The organism is Sorangium sp. So ce124, from assembly GCF_051525235.1.
GTDB lineage: Bacteria > Myxococcota_A > Polyangia > Polyangiales > Polyangiaceae > Sorangium > Sorangium atrum.
This window is the reverse complement of sequence record NZ_CP150312.1, coordinates 4,396,242-4,419,837: the sequence shown is the minus strand read 5'-3', so window position 1 is coordinate 4,419,837 and position 23,596 is coordinate 4,396,242. Positions and strand designations below refer to the sequence as shown.

The following is a 23,596-nucleotide window of genomic DNA, read 5'->3' as shown; positions in this document are numbered from 1 at the left end:
CGGGCACGAGCCCGCGGAGGAGCGCCGATATGCGCTCCGCGTCAGCCACCCTCTCTCAGCCGATCGCCCAGCCCAGGGCCAGACCATCGAAGACGAACGCGTTGATCGTCTGCGTCAATCTCGAGGCCATCCCAGGCTTCCTCGACCGAGACGACAGGACTGGGTCGCCCTCACATCGCTGCTCCCGGGGCAACGGCCATCGCCCGTCCCAGCCCGCCCGGCGCGGCCGCGGCCACGGGCAGGAGCGGCACGCCGTCGCGGTAGATGACCACGTTCCCGAGCGCGGCCGGCACCCGGGGCCCCGGCGTGACGATGCCGACCAGGTTCAGCGGGTCGCACGCCGAGAGCTGCACGATCTCGCCGGACAGGGGCTCTCGCCGGACGGCGCGGAGCGCGTCGAGCGCCTCGGGCAGCGCGAAATGCTCCCCCACGAAGCCGGCGACGAGGTGCCCGCCCCGGAGCTGGCCCGCCATCTCGAGCCGCCGGTAGACCCGGAGGAGGTCGCGCCACGCGGGCGGCCGCGGCTCGCGCGCGAGCAGCTCGCGACAGACCACGCCGTAGCGGCGCAGGTACTGGTGCGCGAGCGCCTCGACGGCATCGGGGCCCTCGGCGCCCTCGCCGACGTCGCCGGCAGCGGGCGCGAACGCGTCCGGGCGCGATCGAAGGAGCGACCACCTGCCCGACGCGACGGGGCCGCCTCGGCGCGCCCCGCCGCGCAGGCGGCCCGCGCCCAGCGCGACGGGCGCGCCGCCGCCGCCGAGCAGCGAGCGCAGCGCCGCGAAGCCGTCGCCGGTCACGAGCCCCGCGGCGACGAGCTCCCAGAGCGCCTCCTCGACCTCGTCCCGGGCGCGGCCCGCGCCGCCCGCGCCGACAACGAGGTCGTCGAAGAACGACGCGCCCGCGCGCGTCAGGAACGACAGCACGCCCTGCGCCGCCTCGGAGAGCGACGCCGGCGGCGGCGCGCCCTCGGCCTCCCGCGGCGCGAGGAGCCACGGGAGATCGCGGCGCAGCGCCAGCGTGATCGGCGCCGCGCGCGTGGGCGCCGCCGCGTCGCGCGGGACCACGCGGCCCCACGCCACCTCGCCGGACAGGCAGAGCGCGTCGAGCAGCCCCTCGTCGTAGCCGGCCACGCGCGCGGGCAGCACCGCCTGCTCCCACGCGCCGGCGGCGAGCTCGAAGCCCTGCAGCTGCTCGATCACCCGCCCGAGGCCCCCCGGCCCGCGCGCCTGCGTGCCCGGCCGCACGCCCTGCCACGCAAGGAGGAACCGGAGGAGCTCCGCCGCGGTCGCGGGCTCGATCGCCTTGCGCAGGCCGGTGACGGTGCGGCGGTGGATGCGGGCGAGGAGATGGCGGTCGCACCACTCGATCGACGGGTCGCTCGGGCCCGCGGCGGCCTGCGCCGGCCGCGACGGCGCGCTCGGCAGGAAGCGCCCGCGCAGCGCGCCGCCGGCGAGCTCGATCCGCGCGAGGGCGGACAGCGCCTCGTACGCGGGCACGTCGAGCCGCGACGCGAGATCCTCGGTCGAGATCGGCCCCGCGGCGCTCAGGAAGCCGCGGACGAGCGCCGTGATCGCGGCGCCGCGATCGACCGCCCCGGCGGCCCCGCGCACCGCGGGCGGCACCGCGACGTCGGGCGCAAACACCGCCTCCGGCCAGATCACCTCGACAAGCGGCCGCCGCTCGGTCGCCACCCAGCGCGGCGCGCGCGGCGCGCGCGGCGCGCCGACGCCCGCGCCCGGAGCAGCGCCGACCTCGGCCGCGCGCCCCGCGGCGCAGAGCGCCTCGAAGTGCCTCGCGAGGCCGCTCCGGATCCCCTCCTCCGCGGGGAGCGCGACCCTGTCGAGCAGGAGCTCGTGCAGCTCGTCCGCGTCGCGCACGTCCGGCCGCGCCTCGGCGACCACCTCGGCGACGACCGCCGGATCGAGCCCGCCCAGCCGCTCGGCGACCTCCGCCGGGAGCCCGCGCCGCACGCGGACCGCCCTCGCGCGGCGCTCCTCCAGCGGGGCGTCGTCGAGGAACGCGTAGGGGTTCGCGTTCAGGATCTCGTGCGAGAAGACGCTCGGCTCCGGCGTGTCGAGCGCGACGACCCGGATCGCCCCGCTGCGCAGGCCGACGAGCAGCGCGCGCAGCCCCTCGACATCCATCAGCTCGGTCAGGCAGTCGCGCAGCGCTTCGCGGACGAGCGGATGATCCGGCGGCTCGACGTGCGCGAAGAGCCCATGGTTGTCCTGGCAGCCCTGCTGCTCGGGGAAGATCGAGAGCAGGAGGTCGTCGGCGCGCATGCGCTGGAGCGCAGGCGGCACCCGCCGGCCCCCGCGGAACCGGAGCAGCGCGAGCGCGCGGGACGCGGCCCAGCGGAAGCGCGTGCGGAACATCGGGCCCTGGAGAGCCGCCTGGACGAGCACCTCCTCGAGGCCCTCGGGGCGGACCAGATCGAGCACCTCGTCGATCGGGATCCCGTGCTCCGCCGACAGCGAGAGCAGCACGCCGTCGTCGGTCGCCGCCGCCTGGAGCTCGAAGTCGAACGACCGGCAGAAGCGCTTGCGCAGCGCGAGCCCGAGCGCGCGGTTCACGCGGCCGCCGAGCGGCGTGTGGACGACGATCTGCTGCCCCCCGGCCTCGTCGAAGAAGCGCTCGACCACGACGGTCGCGCCGCCCGGGACCGCGCCGAGCGCCGCGCGCCCCGCCTCGATGTAGTCGCGCACGAGCAGCGCCCCGCGCGCGTCGAGCGCGCACGCCTCCATGAGCCAGCGCGCCGCCCGGGACCGCGCCGCCCGCGCCTCCTCGCCGCCCTGGCCCCGCTCGGCCGCCGGCCGCGCCCCATCGGCCCGCTCCTCGTCGAGGCGCGCCGCGATCTCGGCGCGGAGCGCGGCGACCTCGGCGGAGAGCTCCGGCGTGCGCGCCGGCGCCTCCCCTAGCCAGAACGGCACCGTGGGCGCGGCGCCGTGGGCGTCCTCGACCCACATCTGGCCGCCCTCCAGCCGGAGCACGCGCCAGGAGGTGTTGCCCAGCAGGAAGACGTCGCCGCCGGACGACTCGATCGCGAAATCCTCGTCGAGCGTGCCGACCTTGGTGCCGTCGGGCTGGAGCACCACGTCGACGGCCGCGATGTCGGGGATCGCCCCGCCCGAGGTGAGCGCCGCGAGCCGCGCGCCGCGCCGCCCGCGCAGCCGGCCGCCGATCGCGTCGCGGTAGACGAGCGACCCGGCCCGCTGCCGCGCGCCGCGGGCGGCGGACGCGCCGTCGTCCGCCGCGGCGGCGCCGCCCGAGACCATGGCCACCACCGCGTCGAAGTCGCGGCGCGAGAGGCCTTCGTAAGGCGCGGCCCGGCGGACGAGCGCGTAGAGCCCCTCCTCGTCCCGCTCCTCGCACGCGCACGCGGCGATGATCTGCTGCGCGAGCACGTCGAGCGGCCCCTCGCGCGACGCCATCCGATCGAGCTCGCCGCGGCGCGCTGCGCGCACGATCGCCGCGCACTCGACGAGCTGGTCGCGCGTCAGCGGGAAGAGCCGCCCGCGCGGCGTCGCGGCGAGGGCGTGGCCCGAGCGGCCGATGCGCTGGAGGGCGACGTTGATCGACCGCGGCGAGCCGACGAGGCAGGCGAGGTCGACCGCGCCGACGTCGATGCCGAGCTCGAGCGACGCTGTCGCGACGACGACGCGGAGCTCCCCGGCCTTGAGGCGCCGCTCCGCCGAGAGCCGCCGGGCCCGCGAGAGGCTGCCGTGGTGGGCGGCCACGACGTCCTCGCCGAGCCGCGCGCCGAGCGCGTGCGCGACCCGCTCGACGAGGCGGCGCGTGTTGACGAACACCAGGGTCGACCGCGCCCCCTCCGCGAGCGCCGCGATGCGGTCGTAGATCTCGGTCCACTGCTCGTGCGTACAGACAGCGCCGAGCTCGTCGCGGGGCACCTCGATGGCGAGATCGAGGTCCCGCCGCTGCCCGACGTCGACGATCTGGGGCAGCTCGCGCGCGCCGGCGACGAGCCGGGCGGCGATCTCGATGGGGCGGACCGTGGCGCTGAGGCCGACGCGCTGCGGGCGGGCGCCGCCCTGGCCGACCACGAGGTCCTCGAGCCGCTCGAGCGAGAGCGCGAGGTGGGCGCCGCGCTTGTCGCCGGCGATCGCGTGGACCTCGTCGAGGATCACCGTGCGCACCCCGGAGAGCGCGCGTCGCCCCGACGCGCTGGTCAGCAGGATGAACGCGGACTCCGGCGTGGTGACGAGCACGTGCGGCGGCCGAGCCGCCATGGCGCGCCGCTCCTGCGCGGGGCTGTCGCCGGTCCGCACGACGGCCCGGATGCCCGGCGCGGGCAGGCCCGCCGCCTCCATGGCCGCCGAGATCTCGGCGATCGGCTGCTCGAGGTTGCGGTGGACGTCGTGGGAGAGCGCCTTCAGCGGAGAGATGTAAAGGACGTCCGTGCGGTCCTCGAGGGCGCCTCGCGCCGCGTCACGGACGAGCCGGTCGAGGCAGAAGAGGAAGGCGGCGAGCGTCTTGCCGGCGCCTGTCGGCGCGCTGATCAGCGCGTCGCGGCCGGCGGCGATGACCGGCCAGGCGCGCTCCTGCGCCGGGGCGGGGGCGCCGAAGCGGTCACGAAACCACCGGTCGACGACGGGGTGAAACATCCCGTCGAGGGTAGCCCGCCGGGGGGAGAGGCGGAAGCGAGAGGGGCGGGCGCGTGGGGCGAAGGCCGCCCCCGCCATGGCGCCGTCTTTCACGGGGAGGGCGTGCAGGATCTACACCCTGCGAGGCGCCCGGTGGGACGTCACCGTCCAACAGCTCGATAGGTCCCGTTCTCGTCCCTGGTCCACCAGCGCCCTCCCTCGTCCAGGCAGACCGTGGCAGAGCGCGCTTCGAGCGTCTGCGCGTCGTACAGACGCAGGCAGCCATCCTTCGAGCGCGTTTCATGCTGATAGCCCACCGCGACCAGGACACGTCGGTCTCCCACCGTCGTGTACAGCAGCCAGTTGTCTTTTCCCGCGGAGCTCGCCGCGTCCAGCCGCGCATCGACAGGCAGACCGGCGAAGCCCCGCACTTCTGCGCTCTTCAGGAGGTTGAGCTGGGCTTGCAGCCACGGGAGGCCACGAAGATCGCTGCACTGTCGATAGCCGACCATGGGCTGCTTCTGACCGCAGTCCGCTGGAGCCCACAGGAGATGGCTCAGCCTCATGGTGTCACGTGGCTCGGGCGCCCTCACGCTGTCAGCTGGCTCGGGCGCCCTCACGCTGTCACGTGGCTCGGGCTCCAAACGGAGATACAGGAGGGTCGCTCCGGCAGCGGCGAGAGCCAGCGCCAGCGCCGTAGCACCGAGCGTGCGGCTCGCCGGCGTCTCCCTGCGAGGGCGGCCTGGCGTGCTCTCACCGGCGATGGCGAGCCGCGATGAAGGGCGCACGACCATGGACCGGAGCTCGCGCGCGACCTGCTCCCAGGCCTCGTCGTGGTCCGGATGACGCGTGATGGCTCGCCCGTCCGGAGGAAGTTGGCTCAGCGCCGCAAACGGAGCGCCGCGCCAGTCGACAGGGCGCACCAGGATGGGCACCACGCGCGCCGCGCCGAGGCGATGGCGCACCATCGCCTGGGCCGCCTGCTCGTTGCACTCGTCCGATGCCACGAAATCCGGGGTGACCAGCAGCAGGACGACATCGGAAGCCTCCATCTGCCTGCGGATCGCCGCTCGCGCATCCTCGCCTGGATGGACCATGCGGTGATGCCAGAGCGTGATCAGATGCTCGCGGCAGAGCGACGCCAGATGGCGCTCCAGGAGCTGGCAATGCGATGAATCCGCAGCGGCGTGGCTGATGAAGATCCTCGACGGCACGCTGTTCCCTCCGCCTGGCGCTCACCTCGCGCTGCCTGCCGGAAGCCTCCGCTTCGATCTCGCCGGCGAGGTACCGGGAGCGCCCTGGTGCAGGCCCATTCGGCGGCCATGGTGCCCCGGTTGCCGGCAGCGGTCACCAGGATCGGTCGAAACCGGCCACGCGCGCTCCTGCGCGGGGGCGGGGGCGCCGAAGCGGTTACGGGATCACCGATCGACGACGGGGTGAACCATCCCGTCGACGGTAGCCGGCCGGGGGGGGGTGAGCCAGACGCGAGAGGGATCGACCGTCGGGCGGTGCGGGGCGCGGGGCGAAGGCCCGCGGCGACCTGGGTGACAGCCCACGGCGACCTGGACGAGCTCCTGAAGAAAAAATCGACCGACCCCCGTCGGGTTCTTCTCTGACCTTTCGGATGAAGGAGTGAAGCGCGCGGAGGGCGGGGTGAGACGCACCCCGATACCGCTCATGCTGCCGGAGCGAGGCTCACACAACGCCTCTCTCCAACCCCGAGAGGAGAACCTCGATGCCTACCCCACCACCGCCGAAGTGAAGCTCCCCAACATTCAACCCCAGCGCACCGAGGCCATGTACCTCGCAGCTGACGAGTCGCTGATGCAGTTCGTCGTCGACTACTACTACCGGCGTTATGACGAATTCTTCGAGCAGGAGGGCACGCTCCCGGACCTCGGCGTGAGCTATCTTTACTCCATCCCGGAGTCGCCGATGCTCAACCTCGCGCCGCTGCCGCCTCAGGTCCAGGCCGGCAGGTCCAACACGCTCTGCACGGTGGACACGATCCACCTTGCCCTCACCTTCCCGGGCCGAAAGCTGCAGTTCATCGCCAGGGCCGACATCCTGGCGACGTGCGCTGTGGCCGGTCCGCGGCTGATCATGAAGGTGGACAAGGCCGTGGCCACCACGCAGGGCGAGGTGGATCCCGTCGCGACCCAGGTGCTCGACAGGGTGGTGGTGCCGGCCCTGGTCAAGTGGCTTGAGCGCCTCCTGATCCCCGAGCTGACGCAGGGGCTCGGCGACATCCGGGCGACCTTGATCAGCGCCCAGGTGGAGGACGATCAGATCAACGGATATGCACGGGTCTTCGGCGGGAACCAGGCCACGGCGCCAGGCGCGGCGATCCCGCGCACGGACCTCACGCCGATCGAGGGGGCCGGGCGCGTTCGGCTCGTCGCCCGCGAGGACGCCATCAACATGGCCTTCGAGGGGCTGGTCCAGGATCCCTCCTGGAAGGAGAAGGAGAAGGCCAGCTACTCGGTCTTCTCGGGCGAGGCCGAGGTGAAGGCGACAGTCTATTCCCCCAACCTCGAGATCTCCGAGGGGAAAGTCACGTGTACGATGCGCGTCAAGGCGTACGCCAAGGTCTCGGGAAAGGTGGCTGGAATCGGCGAGTCCATCAAGCTGGACGGGGAGTGTGTGCTCAAGCCCGTCGTGCGGTTAGAGCGCCTGGACGGCGACGCGAGGGCGGCCATCAACCTCGACGTGAAGCGCTCGGACGTCGATATCAAGCTCGAGGGGAGCTGGGGCCCGCTCGACTTCGCCCGCAAGTCGCTCAACAAGACAGTCGGCGCCCTGCTGGACGCGGTGCTGGACCAGGTGGCGCGCTACGCCTCCAACATCCAGCTCGTCGCGTTCGACATGAACAAGCTCGCGAAGTCGGCCGGCCTGGACGTGGCCATCGGCCTGGACGAGCTGAGCTTCAAGAAAGAGATGCTGTGCTGGCAGTTCACCCTGCGCGAGCGTTCCTGAGGCGACCAGGGCTCCGCTCGTACACTCCTATGCAGCCCCGCCGACCCTCCTGTGCAGCCCCGCGCCCCGCCTCTGCAGCCCCGCCGCCCCTCCTATGCAGCCCCGCCGACCCTCCTGTGCAGCCCCGCGCCCCGCCTCTGCAGCCCCGCCGCCCCTCCTATGCAGCCCCGCCGACCCTCCTGTGCAGCCCCGCCGACCCTCCTGTGCAGCCCCGCCGACCCTGCTGCACACCCATTTTCGTGTCCTACGCCACAATTGCACGGCTCCAGCACAGCCTCGACGCCCTTCCTGCGCGCCCATGTTTGTGTCCTGCGCAACCATGAATCAGCGCCAGCGCCGCCCCGCCACCCTCCTGCGCCGCCCGTTCTGTATCCTGCGCAACACTTCCCCCCTCCTGCGCCCCTCTCAGCGCTCGCCGCGGCCTCGTCGGGCCGCGCGATCCGCCTCTTCCTCGCCGAGCGCCTCCGACTCGTCCTCGTCCGCATCGAGCGGCGCGATCCGCGACCTCTTCGACGCTCCTTCGGCCGGCGCCGGCGCCGGCGCCGGCGGCGGCGCGCTGCCGCGGATCTCCTGCGCGATCCGCGAGAGCACCGTCGCGACGCCCTCCTCGACGGCGTGCCCGAAATCCTCCGCGCTCTGCTCGAGGCGCTGCTTGCGCTCGAGGCGCTCGGCCCTGCGCTGCTCCTTCAGCCGCCGGTGCTGCTCTTTCCGCGCCTGCGCGGCGCTGCGCTCGAGCTCCCGGTGGATCTGCCGCGGGGACACCTCGCTGGAGAGCGCTCCGAGCGCGTGGAAGGCGAGCCCCAGGCCGCACCCGAGCAGCGGCCAGAAGAACCACCACGGCCCGTCCGTGAGCGCGTTCACAGCGAAGAGGAACGCGTTCACGAGGAGGAACGAGAACAGGTGCGTGCGGAAACCCTTGCGCCGGCGCGCGAGGATGGCCTCGCGCGCCGCCTCCTCGCCCCGGACATGCTCGATGTCGCGCGACGCGGCCTCGATGACGCCCCGCGAGATGCCGATCTCGTCGGCCGCCGCGACCAGCTCGTCATGGCTCACGCCGCGCGCCTGCGTGTCCCGGAGGGCGCGCTCCAGGATGGCCCGCACCTCGGCCTCTGTGTACTGCCGCCCGCTCTGCTTGCCCGGTCTCGTCATCGCTCTCCTCGCGACCGCGCGGAGCATACGCTTGACCGCGTGCGGCCGCGCCGCTTCCATGAACGCAAGGACCCCATGAGCAGCGAAACCGCCTCACACCGCGTGGGGACCACGATCCGCAACAAGTGGACGCTGGAGCGGCTGCTCGGCGCCGGCGGCATGGCCGCCGTCTACGTCGGCGTCCACCGGATCGGCCGCCGGGACGCGCTCAAGATCCTGCACCCGCAGGCCGCGCAGTCGAAGGAGATCTGCGACCGGTTCGAGCGCGAGGCCCAGGCCGCGAACCGCTTCCGCCACCCGGGCGCCGTCGAGATCCGCGACATCGACGTCGCCGAGGACGGGGCGCCGTTCCTGGTGATGGAGCTGCTCGAGGGCGAGTCGCTCGCCCAGCGCGAGCGCCGCCTCGGCGGCCTCCCGCTGGCCGAGGTGCTCCGCTTCACCGCGCAGGTGCTCGACACCCTCGCCGCGGCGCACGCGCAGGGGATCATCCACCGCGACATCAAGCCGCCCAACCTGTACGTCGTCGGCGACGGCGCGGGGGACACGCCCGCGCAAGGCGGCGGCCCGCGCATCAAGGTCCTCGATTTCGGGCTCGCGCGGATCCGCCAGGACTCGAGCCTCCAGGGGGAGCTCACGCGGATGGGCCTGGTGCTCGGCACGACGCCGTACATGCCGCCGGAGCAGGCGAAGGGCCGCGACATCGACGCCCGCGCCGACCTGTTCGCGGTCGGCGCCACCATGTTCCGGCTGATCGCCGGCCGCCACGTCCACGAGGCGAGCACCGACTTCGACCTCCTGCTGAAGATGGGCAGGGAGCCGGCGCCGCCGCTCGCGCAGCGCGCGCCGTACGCGCCGCGCGACGTGTGCCTCGTCGTCGATCGCGCGCTCGCCTTCGACCGCGATCAGCGCTACCCCGACGCGCGCCAGATGCTGGAGGACGTGCGCGCCCTCCTGCGCAGCGAGCCGCCGCCGTGCGCGTCGCGGTTCGCGCACGCGCTCGCTCCGGACGCGATCACGCTGCGAGAGCAGCCGTCGCCCCGAGGCGCCGCGGACGAGGGCGGGCCCGCCACGATCGCGGTGCACCCCGCGAGCGTCTCGACCTCCATCGCCGTCGACTGGAGCGACGAGCCTCCCGTGAGCGGCGGCTCCATCACCAAGGAGTGGGTGCGCCCCGACGCCGCCAAGGAGGACTCGATCGCCGTCGACTGGAGCGACGAGCCGCTCGACGCGGCCGCGCCCGCCTCGCGCCCGGCGCGGCGCTGACCGGGCGGCGGGCGGTCCGTCAGCCGGCGGCGAAGGCGCCGCCGCCCGAGCAAGACGCGAGCCGCTCGGCTAGGATGCGCCGGCCATGCTCGGCGAAGCGAAGCGGATCTACCTGGCCACGCGGAAGAAGCACGATCAGCTCTTCAACACGTACCTGATGCGTCCGCTCGCCGGCGGCGTGGTCGCGCTGCTCGCGCGGACCTCGATCACGCCGAACCAGGTGACGCTGCTCAACCTCGCCGTGTTCGTGGTCGCGGCGGCGCTGCTCGTCGCGCTGCCCACGGCGGCGGGGGGCCTCGTCGCCATCGCCGTGCTCGAGCTGAGCTACCTGCTCGACTGCGCCGACGGGATGCTGGCGCGGCACAAGCAACTCGCGTCGAAGGAGGGCCACCTCTTCGACTTCTTCACGGACGAGCTCAAGGCGGTGCTCCTCTCGGGGGCCCTCTCGATGCGCCTCTTCAGCGCCGGCGGCCTCGGGCTCGACGGCGGCCGCTGGCCCGGCGGAGACCCGCGCTTCCTGCTCGCCGGCGTCGTCGGGGTCGCGGTGATCGCCTCGGCGATCTCGCTGACGAACTTCGTCCGCCGCCCGGAGATCAGCGGCAAGGAGACGTCGGTCTCCGCCTATTACGAGACCGCCACGGAGGAGCGGCCCCGGTCGCCCGCCGCCCGGGCGGCGGCGCTGGTGATGACGTTCCTGCGCTTCCTGAACCACTACCCGAGCCACATCTGGGCGTTCGCGCTCGCGGACCGGCTCGACGTGTTCTTCTGGATGTATGTGCTGATCAACCTCCTTTACCTCGCGAAGGGCTGGCTCGGGCTGCTGCTCAGGTTCGGACGGTCGTAGTCTCTCATCGCCCCCCGCCGTAGGGCCATGTCATAGGGTCAATGCATCGAGGCGCCCCACCCCGCGTTCGTGTGCGGGATAACCGAGCAGCGTGACCCGCCTCGACGGACCGATGGATGTCTTGAGCCCGGTTGCGGTATGAACGCACGATGGAGATCCAAGAACTTTCCGACTTCCTGCGCGCCGATCCTCGCTTCACCACCCGTCGCAAATGGCTGATCCTGAGCGAGTTCGTGTACACTTCCACGGGTGAGAAGGTGGAAGAAGGCTTCCGCTACTTCACCTGCCCGATCGGAGCGCTCACCACCGCCCTGGAGAGGCGGGACTTCGCCGCCATCGCGAAGCTCCCCTTCGCCCTCGACGAGGACGGCGACCCGGACACCTCCGCGGTGCGCCTGGATCTCGCCTACACCGCGTCCGGTGCGCTCGCCGCCTTCCAGCCCGTGGAGTTTCGCGACCACGCGCCCACGCCCCTGTCAGCGCCCGTGTTCCTCGAGCGTGCCGAGGCCCAGGCGCTCCGCGACACGGTGCGAGAGCTCGACCAGTCTGCCTAGCACTGCAGCCGCGGTTGGAGGGCAGCACCTTTGGCACGCACGCAGCCGGGTGCTGCTCCCTCGCGCCACGCGGCCATGCTGGCAGCCGCTCCTTGCATCCTTGCAAGCTCCCCGGAGGCTCGGTTAAAGCGCCTCGATGCGGAGATCCCTTTCCTGGCTGGCTTGCTTCACCCTCGGCCTCGGGCCTGTCGGCTGCGGCACAGAGGGGGATGACACGACCCCGGCCACACCTGCGGAGTACAAGCACCCTTTGGCGGAAGGCGAGAGCATCTGTGGGCGAGCCGACTTCGAGGAGATGTTTCCTTTCTCCCTTCGATCCTCGACGCTCCCGGTGCTCGTCCATCATTACAAGGCGGAAGAGCGCGACACCGCGCGCCAGGTCCTCGCGTTCGTCGAGGAGGGCTGGGACTATCATGTGAACCAGATCGGCATGCGCCCGCCGATCGGCGATGGTGGAGAGTGCGGACCGGACGACGCGTTCGACGTGTTCGTGTGGAGAGGCCACCGCAGCTGCCTCGTCGACGTCCTCGGAGGCGAGCCGTCGACCTCGTGGGACGACCGGCATCCCACCATGATCGTCGATCCGTGGGGGCCTTACGGCGGCTCCGCGCTCGAGGAGACCGTGGTGCACGAGATGGCGCACGCCTCGCAGGCCGCCGACGACTGGAGCGAGAGCCCCGTCGTCTTCGAGATGTCGGCGTTGTTCCTCGACCAGGTCCGCGCGGATCACTACGCGGGCGAGAGCCTGGCCGATTTCCAGAGACACCCGGACTGGGCCATCGACCACAACGATCATTACGAGACATGGTCCATGTACGGCGCCTCCATGGTGCTGCTCTACCTCAAGGATCGGTTCTTCGACGGCGATCCGCGGTTCGTCTCGCGCATGTGGCTCGGGTCGCGCGACGCTGCCGGCCCAGGCGGCGGCGCGCAGCCCAACGAGCCTGACTTCGTCGATGCGCTCGATGCGATGCTCCGAGAGGCGGCGGGCACAAGCTATGTCGAGGCCGTCCCCGAGCTCGCGCGCTGGCGCTGGTACACCGGCGATCACATCGACGATCGCCATTTCCGGCACTTCGCGGGCGGCCTGGAGAACCTCGCGGCGGCCAAGCTCTCGCTGGCGGCCCAGGTCGAGGCGAGGCCGGGCAGGATCGACATCCGCGAGCGCGCGCCGATGTTGCTCGGCACCAGCTATATCGAGCTCTCGGCAGGAGTGGACACGCCTCGACCGCTCCGGGTGTCGCTCGAGGCGCCCGACGACGCGAGGCGCCGCTTCGTCGTCCAGGCCGTCCCCGGTCTGACGCCCGACTCGGACGGCGAGATCCTGGATCTGTCGTCCGGCTCCGCGGATCTGGAGCTCGCGGCGGACGGGAAACGAACCCTCGTGGTGACCGCGCTGCCCACCGGGGCCTACGATCCCGATACGAGAGGTGAAGAGCGGTATCCGTTCACCCTGATCGTGCACCACGACGCGGCCGCCGTCGCCGACGTCGAGGCGCTTCGAGGGCGGCTCTCGGCGCCCGATCCGAGGTGAGGCGCCGAGAGCCCACCTCCATCCGCCTGCCGAAAACTGGCCCTCCTCCCCCTCCTGTGCACTACGGTCGGCGCGCCATGGACACGCCGCCTCGAACGCGCGCCGCAGCCACGCTCGCGGCGAGCCGCCATGCGCTCGCCCTCCTCGCGCTCGCCGCGTCCCTCTCGGCCTGCGGCCGCTCCGGGGGCGCCGCCGACGCGCCCATCGAGCTGCCCGGGGCCGCCGGAAGCCAGAAGGCCCAGGGCGCCTCCGCCGCCGCCCTCGCCTCCCCTGCGGCCGTCGCCTCGTCCGCCCCGGCCGAGGACGAGCCGCCGCCCGGCCTGCCCGAGGGCCCGCCGATCGTCTCGCTCGGCGGCGTCGCCACCCCGCCGGCGCCGATCCCCGAGGGCCGCCCGCGGCTCGCCAGCACCTCGATGCTCACCCGCGTCCTTGCGCGGCCCAGCGCCGACGCGAAGCCCGTCGGCTTCCTGCGCGCCGGCGCGGTCGTGGAGATGGATCCCGAGCCCGCCGGCACGTCCGGCTGCCCCGGGGGCTTCCGCAAGATCAAGCCGTTCGGCTACGTGTGCGTCGGCCCCGATGCGACGCTCGACCTCGACGACGAGATCGTCCGCGCTGCGGCCCGCCGCCCCGACGTCACCCACAAGCTCCCGTACATGTACGGGACCGTCACGCGCGGCGGCCCCGCCTACGCGCGCATCCCGACCGAGGAAGACCTCGCGCGCTTCGAGCCCAACCTCAAGAAGCACCTCGATCGCTGGGCCAAGGACGAGGAGAGCGGCGCCACCTACGGCCTCGACGTCTGGCTCAAATGGAGCGCCGAGCCCGCCCCGCCCGCGCTCGACGCGCTCGCGCAGCGCATCACCGATCGCGAGATCCCCTGGTACCTGCGCGACGGCCGGCGCGCCCCCAACCTCTCCGGCCTCATCAAGACCAACGACGCCGTGAAGATCGACGAGGTCTCGCGGCGCAACGGGATGGCCTTCCTCGAGTCGTTCCTCCACGAGGGCCGGCGCTACAACGTCACCACCGATCTGCGCGTCATCCCGGCCGACAGGTTCCGCCCCATCCGCGGCTCCGAGTTCCACGGCGTCGAGATCGGCAAGGACGTCGACTTCCCGTTCGCGCTCGTGCGCCGCGCCGGGGGCAAGCGGTGGCGCGTCGTCGGCAAGAAGCTCGTCGACGGCGGGGAGCTCGAGTGGCGATCCGCCGTGCCCCTCACCGGCAAGCAGCAGTTCTTCGGCGGCAAGCTGCACTACGAGACGAAGGACGGCGACTGGGTCGACGACCGCCACGCCGGCCGCATCGACCCTGCCAAGAAGATGCCTGCCTGGGGAAAGAACGGCGAGAAGTGGCTCGACGTCAACATCACGAAGCAGGTGCTCGTCGCCTACGAGGGCACGAAGCCCGTCTATGCGACGTTGATCTCGAGCGGTGAGGCAGGGCTCGATGATCACGAGTCCAGCACCGCGACCAAGCGCGGGATCTTCCGTATCCACACGAAGTTCGTCACGAGCACCATGGACTCGGACACCGTCGGCGAGGAGTTCGAGCTGCGCGACGTGCCCTATGTGCAGTACTTCGAGGAGGGGTATGCGCTGCACGGCGCGTACTGGCACGACAAGTTCGGCCGGCCCAAGAGCCACGGCTGCATCAACCTGTCTCCAGAGGACGCCCGCCGCCTGTTCTTCTGGACCGAGCCGGCCGTCCCGCCGGGATGGCACGGCGCAGCGCGCTCGCTGACCGGCACCGTGGTGTTCGTCCACCCCTGAGCCGCGCGGCGCCTCTGCCGTGGAGCGCCCGGCAGCCCCCTCTGCTCAGGGAGGGCAAGGGCAGCACGAACGCTCGGCGCGCGCGCGCACGCGAGAGGAGTAGGACAGATCGATCGAGGGTCACAGTCCGTGCGACTGCCGGCTCGAACGGCGCCGGGGTCGTGGTAGCGTCCCGCCCATGCAGCTTGCCGTCGTGGGAACAGGGTATGTCGGCCTCGTCGCCGGCGCGGGGTTCGCGGATTTCGGGAATGACGTGGCGTGCGTCGACGTGTCCGCTGCCAAGATCGAGATGCTGAAGCGCGGAGAGGTGCCGATCTACGAGCCCGGCCTCGACGTGCTGATCGCGAAGAACACGCGCGACGGCAGGCTCCGGTTCTCCACCGACGTCGCCAGCGCCATCCGCGACGCCGAGATCGTCTTCATCGCCGTCGGGACGCCCCAGGCGGACGACGGCTCCGCCGACCTCTCCGCCGTCGAGGCCGTCGGCGAGACGATCGGCAAGAACCTGAACAATTTCAAGGTGATCGCCACGAAGAGCACGGTCCCCGTCGGGACGGCGGACCGGCTCCGGCAGATCATCGGCGCGAACGCCACCCAGCCGTTCGCTGTCGCGTCGAACCCGGAGTTCCTCAAGGAGGGCGACGCGGTGAACGACTTCATGAAGCCCGACCGCGTGATCATCGGCTCGGACGACCCGAAGGCCCGCGAGATCCTGCGCCACCTCTACAACCCGTTCGTGCGGGCGAGCGACCGCATCCAGCTCATGGACGCGCGCTCGGCCGAGCTCACCAAGTACGCCGCGAACGCGCTGCTCGCCTCGCGCATCTCGTTCATGAACGACCTGGCCGTGCTCGCGGAGAAAGTCGGCGCGGACATCGAGCTCGTGCGCAAGGGCGTCGGGGCCGACCCGCGCATCGGCACGAAGTTCCTGTTCGCCGGCCCGGGGTTCGGCGGCTCGTGCTTCCCCAAGGACCTCTCGGCCATCCTCTACACAGCGGGCTCCGTCGGGCACGATCTGGAGATCGTCCGGGCGACGGAGCGGATCAACGCGCGGCAGAAGCGGCTGCTCGCCGGCAAGGTGAGCGCCCACTTCGACGGCGCGCTGAAGGGGAAGACGATCGCGGTCTGGGGGCTCGCGTTCAAGCCGCAGACGGACGACATCCGCGAGGCGCCGGCGCTCACGCTCATCGACGCGCTGCTCGAGGCGGGCGCGACGGTCCAGGCGCACGACCCGCAGGCGATGCCGAACGTGCGCGCCATCTACGGGAGCCGCATCCTCCTGAGCGACGGCATGTACGGCGCGGCCGAGGGCGCGGACGCGCTGGTCGTCGTCACCGAGTGGCACGAGTACCGGCGCCCGGACTTCCACCGGCTGAAGCGCATCCTGAGCTCCCCGACGCTCTTCGACGGGCGCAACATCTGGGAGCCGGACGAGCTCCGCGGCATGGGGTTCGTTTACACGGGCATCGGCAGGAAGTAGCGCGCCCCAGCCCGATAGCGCGGCGCACCGGCGGCGCCGCGCCGCTCAGGCGTCGTCGTGGCCTGGCGGCAGCACCTGGCGGCGGGTGGTCGGCGCTTCCTCGCCGACGTACCGCGGCACGTTCGCGGGCGTCTGGCTGCGGTTGCCCGACAGCTCCTCGCCGAGGTGCCGCGTCCCGTTCGCGGGCGTGTGCCGCCGGCTGCTCGGCGGCTCCTCGCCGAGGTGCCGCGCGGCGAGCGGCGTCGGCATCGACATCCGCCGGCTGCTCGGCGGCTCCTCGCCGGTGTGCCGATCCCAGCGCCGCTCGAGCATCTTCCGATCGACGCCGATGAGGCGCGCCGCCGCCGCCTTGTTGCCGCCGCAGCTCTCGATCGCGTGGTGCAGGACGGCGCGCTCGATCACGCGGAGCTTCGATCCCAGCCGCTCGGGCAGCGCGAGCAGGGCGCGCGCCAGCCGGTCGATCTCCGCGGTGGCGTCCACGACCGGCCGCTCGCGCGCGAGCTCCTCGAGCGTGGGGACGTCGATGAGGTCGTCGTCCGCGAGCAGCCCCAGCCGCTCGACGACGTTCCGGAGCTCGCGCACGTTGCCGGGCCAGGGCCGCCGGACAAGCCACGCGATCGCGTCGTCGGTGTAGCGCAGCTTGCGCGGTAGCTCCGCGCTGAACGCGAGCAGGAGCTCGATGAGATCGGCGTCGCGCTCGGCGAGCGACGGGACGTGCACCGTGACGACGTTGAGCCTGTAGAAGAGGTCCTCCCGGAAGCGCCCCTCGCTGATGCGCTTCTCCAGGTCGACGTGGGTCGCGGCGAGGACGCGGGCGCGCAGCGGGATCTCCGACTCGGCGCCGAGGGGGCGGAAGCGGCGATCCTCGACGACGCGGAGGAGCTTCGCCTGCAGCTCGCCGGGCATCTCGGCGATCTCGTCGAGCAGGATGGTGCCGGCGCCCGCGAGCTCGAGCTGGCCGCGCATGCGCTTCTCGGCGCCGGTGAAGGCGCCGCGCTCGTGCCCGAAGATGAGCGACTCGATGAGCGTCCCCGGCAGCGCCGAGCAGTTGACCGCGACGAACGGCTCGCCGCGGCGCGAGCTCATCTCGTGCAGCGCGCGGGCGACCATCTCCTTGCCGCTGCCGGTCTCGCCGCGGATGAGCACCGTCTTGTTCGACTCGGCGACCCGCTCGATGATCCGGCGGACGCGCTCCATCCCCGCGGACGAGCCGAGGAGCGCCTTCGTGCCGAACGTGCGGTCGACCCGCTCGCGGAGCCGCACCACCTCGCCCTTCAGGAGCAGCCGCTCGCGCTGGCCCTCGATGATCGGCAGGAGCATCTCCGGGCAGAGCTCGTCCTTCAGCACGTAGTCCTGCGCGCCGAGCCGCATGGCCTCCCGGATCTCGGAGAGCTCGCTGACCGACGTGACCATCAGCGCGGGCGTGCTCCGCCCCGAGGCCCGCACGCGCCGCAGGATCTCCAGGCCGCCGCGATCGCGCGGATCGTCCGACAGGCGCACGTCGAGGAGCAGGAGGTCCGGCGCGCTCCGCTCCACGGCGGCCATCGCGTCGTCCAGGCCGACCGCCTCGATCACCTCGACCTCGTCGAGCGCGGCCAGGATCTGCCGGAGCGTGCGGCGGCCGCTCCGCTGATCATCGACGATCAGGATCTTCACGCGACCTCGTCCTCCGCGGTCATGGAGACGTCGGCGGCGGGGATCGAGATCACGAACCGCGTCGTGCCGTCGCGCCGCTCCGGCTCGATCAACCACCCGTGGGCCCGGACGATGCGGTGCGTGATGGCGAGCCCGAGCCCGGTCCCGCGCGGCTTCGTCGTGTACCAGGGCGCGAAGAGGCGCGACGCGTCCCCCGAGATGCCGGGCCCCGTGTCCCACACGACGAGCTCGGCGCCGCTCTCGGTGGTCTCCCAGACGACGCCGATCGTCCCCTTGTCGCCGGCCGCGTCGAGGCCGTTCGAGAGGAGGTTCACGAGCACCTGCGTGGCCTGATCGGGATCGCAGCGGAGCCTCGATCCGGCGCTCACGCGCGCCTCGATCCGCCGCTTGCCGAGCTGATCGCGCAGGAGCATCTCCGCCCGGCTGACGAGCTCCTCGACCGCGAGGCGGCGGCGCTCGAGCTTCCTGTGCGTCACCCGGCGCAGCCCCATCACGAGGCGCTCGAGGCGCTCGACCTCCTCGCAGCCGATCTCGACCTCCTCGGCGTCCAGGCTCTGGTTGCTCGATCCGCGCTTGAACACGGAGCGGAAGAAGTTGATCGGGTAGCGCACCTCGTGGGTGATCTCGGCCGCGAGCGTCTCGATGAGCGCCGCGCGCTCGTCGCGCCACGCGGCGGCCTGCTCACGGCGCCGCCGCTCCAGCTCCGCGTAGCTGTGGGCGTGCGCCATGGCGAGCGCGGCCTGGTTGCCGATCGTGCGGAGCAGGTCGAGATCCTCGCTCGTGAACAGGGCGCCGCCGCGCTTCTTGCCCACCTCGAGGACGCCGAGCAGCCGGCCGCGGAACATGACGGTCAGCGAGAGCTCGCTCGCGCTCGCGCTCGCGTCGGGCGGCTCGACCTCGATGACCCGCTCGCCGCTCGACTCGTCCGCCCTCGGCGCCGGCTCGCCGGGCGCGGCGCCGGCGTTGCCCGCGCTCGCGCCGTCGGCCGCGTCGACCGCGATGCGACGGAAGGTGACCCGCTCGCAGGAGAGCCAGCGCGCCACCGTGCGCTCGACCGCGAAGGCGACCTCGTCGGGATCGGCGACGAGCGTCAGCTCCTCGCTGAGCTGCTCGACGGTGGGCTTGTACTCCGCGCGCGCCGGGAAGAGCTTCCGATCGCCCGCGCCGAGCGCGAACACGACGAGCGCCGCGCTGACGACGGCCGCTGGCGCCGCGACCTTGATCGCGCCGAGCAGCGGGAGGCCGGCGTACCCCGCGCACGCGGAGCAGAGGATCACCGTGAGCGCGACCATCATGCAGGCGATGATGACGCGCGTGAGCGGGCGCGACAGGAGCGCGCGGCTCCCCCAGAGGTCGTAGCGGATGAACGCGACGACGCTCGAGACGGGCGTGAGGGCGAGCGCGGGGATCGCGAACCACGCGAGCGTCGACGCCGGGGCGCCGAGCATGGCGAGCATGAAGCCCAGGGCGATCACCACGTGCGGCGGCGCCATCGCGAGGAGCAGCGCGCGCAGCGTGCGGCGGCGGTCGCCCTCCGCCGCGGCGAAGCGGAGGATCAGCGTGGTCGCGAAGAAGAAGAACGACGCCACGAACAGGATCGCGCAGACGCTCCGGAGCGCGACGGTGGTCCAGCCCATCGCGTGCGAGGCGAGCAGGGCGGCGGCGAGCAGGCCGCCGAGCCCGTGCGCGATCCGCGCGAAGACGGGGTAGCGCGCGATGAGCGGGACGTCGTCCGGCAGCCGCAGCGCGAGCGTGAAGAAGCTCATCGGGACGAGCGCGTAGGCGACGTGGAAGAACGGGACGAGGTGGCGCGAGCTGTGGTAGTCGAACAGCGCGAACTGGAAGAGCGCGGCGAACAGCGCGGCGCTCGCGAAGGCGCGGGCGAGCTTGCCGTGAGGGCTCGCGCTGAGGGCGATGAGCGCGGCGCCCACGTAGAGCGAGGCGACGACCATCAGCCCGCCGGCGTAGAACCACCAGGCGAGCGCGTCGAAGGGGACGAGGGAGAGCTCGACGTCGCGCAGCCCCTCCGCCGTCTCGACGCGGGCCTGCACCGAGCGATGCCCCTCGCGCGCCGCCCTCTCGACCGCCGCATCCCAGGCGCCGGCGCGGTAGCGCCCCGCGGTGCTCTCGAGGCGCCAGCCGTCGACCTCGACGACGCGATCCGGGTACCGGAGGCCCTTCTGGAAGCCCTCCCAGGACGGCAGGCCCACGCTCGAGACCACGCCGTCTGGATCGACGAGCACGCCGGGGAACGGGCGCTCGTACCAGCTCAGAGCGCTCCTCATCCCCGAGCCGCCCAGCACGAGCGCCGCGAGGACGACCACCGCGAGGAGCCAACGCCGATTCTCGATAGCGGGCATCGGGAGAGCCGACGGCGCGCAAATTGCGCCGCCAGCCACTCACGATACGCTGGAACTCCGGGTGAACCAACGGGCCTCGCGCGCCGGACGGCGTGCAACGCGCCCGGCCCCCGCGATCCTGGCGCCCCAGCAGCGCTACTACGCAATTATTATTACGTTTTCCCGCGGAGATGAGAGCGGGATCACCCCACGGCGGGACGGGAGCGCGCTCAGGCGGCGCCCTCGTGCGCGTCGCCGTCCGTGGCGTCCGCGAACACGACGTCGGCCAGCGCTCCGAAGCGAGACTCGACCTCGGCGACGGCGGCGGCGTCGGTCGCCGATCGCTCGAGCCGGTCGAGCACGGCGGTGATCTCGTCCCGCACGCGCGGCGAGGGCGGCGGCGCCGCGCGGCTCGCGGCGAGGGCGCGGACGAGGAGCGAGAGCTGCCGCAGCACGGCGCCGGCGCCGTGGGCGCGCCGGCGCCGGGGGTCGCCCGCGGTGAGGCGGGCGTGGCGCACGAGCGCGCAGACGCCGTGGCAGAGGCTCGGGTCGGCGAGCAGCGCCCGGACGGCCCAGCGCGCGAGGCGGCGCGAGTACAGGCGGCGGAGGAGCGGGCCCTCGGCGCGGGCGTCGTGCCAGATGCGCGCGGCGCCGTCCTCGCCGATGAGCACCAGCGCGAGCGCGATCGGATCTCCGGCGGCGAGGCAAGCTCGACCGGCGTCGATGCGGCCGTAGCCGTGCTTGGCGTTGTGGCCGTCGCGATCGCGCCCGTCGGGGAGCACGTCCCACGGGTCGGCGATCGGCTCGGCCGACGCGGGCGCCGCGGGAGGCACCGGGGCGAGCGTGCGCATCACGAGGGCGTCGAGCTCGGGCAGGCGGAGCGACGGGTTCTGCGACAGGATGAGGAGCAGCGAGCCCGCGGCGAGCGCCGAGGCCCCGCTCGACTCGGCGTGGCAGAGCCGCTCGAGCGCGGGGGTCGCGCTGGACGCGGACGGCAGCGGGCAGGCGAGATCGTCCCCTGGCGCGAGCCACCGCACCGCCGGGCCGCGGTTGGCGAAAGGGCGGCTCCGCCCCCGGCGGTCCCGCCAGAGGAACCACCCCTCGCCGCGGGCGCCCGGGCCGACGCAGAACACGCGCGGGTCGCTCGCGGGCTCGCCGAACCCGAGCGAGAAGCTCGCGTGCAGCGACTCGGGAGGGCTCGAGGCCTCGCGGCCGGTGGGGAACACGACGGGGCAGCCCCGGCCGCGGCGCCCGAGGCGGGCGGCGAACTCGAGCGCGTCATCGAGCATGGGCGTCGTCGAGCCCTCGACGTACGCGGCGCACACAACGACGTCGGCGCCGTCGCTGACCGCCTGGACGATCGCGACCGGCAGGGCGAGGACGCACGATCCAGGCTTCGGGATCAGGTAGAGCCGGGGCGACGCGTCCGGCGCGACGCCGCGGAACCCGCCGGGGCGACGGCCCCCGACGGCCCACGCGACCATGAACGCGCCGTGCGCCTGGCTGCGCGGCGGCTGCTCCATCATGACGAGCACCTCGCGCTCGAGGCCGAGCTCGTCGGCCGTCCAGGCGTCGTCGTCGATGACCCCGAGGCGCATCCCGGCGCCGCCCCCGCAGCGGCGGCGATCGACGCCGATCCCGCCGCCCTCGTCGCGCAGGAACCAGCGGCCAGGGGTGACGGGCTCGTCCTCGACCGACGCCCCGCGCGCTTTCCACCCCTCGGGGCGCGCCGCGGCGCCGGCGGCCGCGTCGAAGCGGGGGGCGACGGCGGCGCTCGGGCGCCGGGCCGACGCGACGTAGCGCACCGGCAGCGCCGCGGCCGAGAGCGCCGCGACGACGTCCGCGCGCCGCCCGCGATCGGGGGATCGGACGCGGAGCCAGAAGATGGGCGTCCGCTCGATGACGCGCTCGACCGCGACGCCAGACCAGCGCTCCCCGAGCGCCTCGGCGACCGCGTCGGGCGCGACGGGGCACCGCGAGGCGACGACGATGTCGAGGGGACCACCGTCGTCGTCGCCGGCGGCGGTGGGGACCGGGGCATAGCCGAAGTCCCACGGCGGGCGCCGCGGGCGCGTCCTGGGCGCGGCCGACGACGCGGGAGGCGGCGCGCTCTTGCGGCCGGGCGCCGGACGCGCGCGCGCGGACCCCTCCTCCGGAGAGCCCGCCCCCCCTCGCGCGGCCGCGCCGCGGCCGCGGCTCATGCCAGCACGGCCTTGGCCCAGGCGTTGAGCGCGTGGGCGCGGTTGGCGAAGCCGGGGCTCTCGGCCTCGCACCGCGCGAGCTCCTGGGCTTGCCCCTCCCTCCCCTCCGCCCAGGCCGCGACGCGGCGAGCGCCGAGCACGGCGGCCCGCCGCCGCGCGGCGCGGAAGCACCGGCGCTCGCCGTCGAGCATCGCCGCGAGGACGCCGGACTCGAGGACGATCCGGCGGACGGGGAGCAGGGACGAGGGCGCGTCGGGGATCGGCGGCTCGCTCTGCGCCTTCGGCGTCACCGCGATCCCCCAGGGCGGCGTGCCGAGCGGCCCGTACGCGACGGCGCCGCGGTGGCGCGGCTCCGAGGCGCGCTCCCGATCGCGCTCTTCGGCCTGGGGCTCTCCGTGCGCGCGCGATCGGAGCTCCGAGGCCAGGACGACGGCCCAGGCGCCGCCTCGCTGGTAGTCGTCCTGCCAGTCCATGACGTCGTCGTGGAGCTGCAGCCCGAGCCACACCGACGACAGCAGCCGCGCGAGCACCTCGCGCCGCTCGGCCGTCCAGCCGGCGGCGTGCGCGAGGGCGATCGACGCCGGGAAGCCGACGCTCTGCTTGCCGAGGGAGAGCGCGTAATAGCGGCTGAAGCCGGCGGGCCCGCCGCTCGCCAGGAGGCTGCGCTCGGTCTCGATGGCGAACAGCGTCGCGTCGTCCGCGCGCGCGAAATCGATGGCCGGGTCGTCGACGCCTGGCGCGACGCGGCGGAGCGCGTCGTCGCGCGCCCGCCGAGCGTGCGCCAGGATGGCCTCGAGCTGCCAGGTCGGGCGGACCTGCTTGTCCTTGATGCGATCGGTGCCGAACGCCTCGATGACGGCGAGCAGGTGCGCCAGCAGCGCGTCCTGCACCGTGGCCCCGCGGACGCCCGGCATGGCCTCCGCGAGCAGCGCGGGCGCGGCCAGCGTGATCTCGTTGCTGAACACGGCGCTCCAGGGCACGTCGCGCGACGGGGACAGGCCGAGCGTGTAGGCCAGCCCCTGCGCGTCGGCGTGCAGCATCCCGGGGAGGGTCCGCCAGAACGCCTTGTAGAGCTCGTCCACCCAGAGGGCGTCATCCATGCGCGGGCACCTCCATCGCCCCGCGCGCCGCGCCGGGCTCGGCGCTCGCGGTGCGCGGCGCGCTCCGGGCGCCGGTAGATGGCACCGGGGCAGAGCCGCGCCGGTGAGACGTACGCCGATGGCGGTGCAA

14 protein-coding genes and 1 pseudogene are annotated in these 23,596 nt (G+C 73.2%); 7 read left to right on the top strand and 8 right to left on the bottom strand.

Translation table 11 applies throughout. The annotated features are described in order from the left end of the window. Nucleotides 1–170: 170 nt before the first annotated feature. The 3 genes and pseudogenes from WMF19_RS16670 to WMF19_RS16660 form a co-directional block, all read right to left on the bottom strand. Nucleotides 171–4,622 carry a DEAD/DEAH box helicase gene (locus WMF19_RS16670; protein WP_437900028.1) on the bottom strand — a complete coding sequence of 1,484 codons (4,452 nt, stop codon included), beginning with the start codon at nucleotides 4,620–4,622 and terminating at the stop codon, nucleotides 171–173. Nucleotides 4,623–4,762: 140 nt separating this feature from the next. Next, nucleotides 4,763–5,113, bottom strand: a complete 351-nt coding sequence (locus tag WMF19_RS16665) for a hypothetical protein (RefSeq protein WP_437901805.1) — start codon at nucleotides 5,111–5,113, stop codon at nucleotides 4,763–4,765. 453 nt (nucleotides 5,114–5,566) lie between these two features. Beyond that, nucleotides 5,567–5,815: pseudogene (locus WMF19_RS16660) on the bottom strand (toll/interleukin-1 receptor domain-containing protein); the annotation flags it as partial. Nucleotides 5,816–6,254: 439 nt separating this feature from the next. On the opposite strand from WMF19_RS16660, the gene WMF19_RS16655 reads away from it, so the two are divergent. Continuing rightward, nucleotides 6,255–7,577: a hypothetical protein gene (locus WMF19_RS16655; protein ID WP_437900027.1), complete on the top strand. Its 1,323-nt coding sequence runs from the start codon at nucleotides 6,255–6,257 to the stop codon at nucleotides 7,575–7,577. Nucleotides 7,578–7,982: 405 nt separating this feature from the next. Here the strand turns inward: WMF19_RS16655 and WMF19_RS16650 are convergent, their stop codons facing one another. Continuing rightward, a complete protein-coding gene (locus WMF19_RS16650) occupies nucleotides 7,983–8,726 on the bottom strand; it encodes a 2TM domain-containing protein (protein ID WP_437900026.1) in 744 nt (247 codons plus the stop codon). A gap of 75 nt (nucleotides 8,727–8,801) precedes the next feature. Between WMF19_RS16650 and WMF19_RS16645 the strand changes: the two genes are divergently transcribed. The 6 genes from WMF19_RS16645 (at nucleotide 8,802) to WMF19_RS16620 (ending at nucleotide 16,170) form a co-directional block, all read left to right on the top strand. Further along, nucleotides 8,802–9,989: a serine/threonine-protein kinase gene (locus WMF19_RS16645; RefSeq protein WP_437900025.1), complete on the top strand. Its 1,188-nt coding sequence runs from the start codon at nucleotides 8,802–8,804 to the stop codon at nucleotides 9,987–9,989. Nucleotides 9,990–10,074: 85 nt separating this feature from the next. Beyond that, complete coding sequence (locus WMF19_RS16640) at nucleotides 10,075–10,833, top strand: CDP-alcohol phosphatidyltransferase family protein (RefSeq protein ID WP_437329568.1); 759 nt, start codon at nucleotides 10,075–10,077, stop codon at nucleotides 10,831–10,833. 149 nt (nucleotides 10,834–10,982) lie between these two features. Then, complete coding sequence (locus WMF19_RS16635; protein ID WP_437900024.1) at nucleotides 10,983–11,387, top strand: hypothetical protein; 405 nt, start codon at nucleotides 10,983–10,985, stop codon at nucleotides 11,385–11,387. 295 nt (nucleotides 11,388–11,682) lie between these two features. Next, nucleotides 11,683–12,921: a hypothetical protein gene (locus tag WMF19_RS16630; RefSeq protein ID WP_437900023.1), complete on the top strand. Its 1,239-nt coding sequence runs from the start codon at nucleotides 11,683–11,685 to the stop codon at nucleotides 12,919–12,921. A gap of 77 nt (nucleotides 12,922–12,998) precedes the next feature. Further along, the gene (locus WMF19_RS16625) at nucleotides 12,999–14,690 is read left to right on the top strand and encodes a L,D-transpeptidase (RefSeq protein WP_437900022.1); all 1,692 of its coding nucleotides are present in this window, start codon (nucleotides 12,999–13,001) and stop codon (nucleotides 14,688–14,690) included. A gap of 178 nt (nucleotides 14,691–14,868) precedes the next feature. After that, nucleotides 14,869–16,170: a UDP-glucose dehydrogenase family protein gene (locus WMF19_RS16620; protein WP_437900021.1), complete on the top strand. Its 1,302-nt coding sequence runs from the start codon at nucleotides 14,869–14,871 to the stop codon at nucleotides 16,168–16,170. A 45-nt stretch (nucleotides 16,171–16,215) separates the two neighbouring features. Here WMF19_RS16620 and WMF19_RS16615 read toward each other — a convergent pair whose 3' ends face one another. The 4 genes from WMF19_RS16615 to WMF19_RS16600 form a co-directional block, all read right to left on the bottom strand. Further along, entirely contained in the window at nucleotides 16,216–17,826 is a 1,611-nt protein-coding gene (locus WMF19_RS16615; RefSeq protein ID WP_437900020.1) for a sigma-54-dependent transcriptional regulator, read from the bottom strand. Continuing rightward, nucleotides 17,823–20,186 carry an ATP-binding protein gene (locus WMF19_RS16610; RefSeq protein WP_437900019.1) on the bottom strand — a complete coding sequence of 788 codons (2,364 nt, stop codon included), beginning with the start codon at nucleotides 20,184–20,186 and terminating at the stop codon, nucleotides 17,823–17,825. Before WMF19_RS16610 ends, WMF19_RS16615 begins: the two co-directional genes overlap by 4 nt. 209 nt (nucleotides 20,187–20,395) lie before the next feature. Next, the gene (locus tag WMF19_RS16605) at nucleotides 20,396–22,366 is read right to left on the bottom strand and encodes a S8/S53 family peptidase (RefSeq protein ID WP_437900018.1); all 1,971 of its coding nucleotides are present in this window, start codon (nucleotides 22,364–22,366) and stop codon (nucleotides 20,396–20,398) included. Further along, nucleotides 22,363–23,466: a hypothetical protein gene (locus WMF19_RS16600; RefSeq protein WP_437900017.1), complete on the bottom strand. Its 1,104-nt coding sequence runs from the start codon at nucleotides 23,464–23,466 to the stop codon at nucleotides 22,363–22,365. The genes WMF19_RS16605 and WMF19_RS16600 overlap by 4 nt, the downstream gene beginning before the upstream one ends. Between the last annotated feature and the right edge of the window lie 130 nt (nucleotides 23,467–23,596).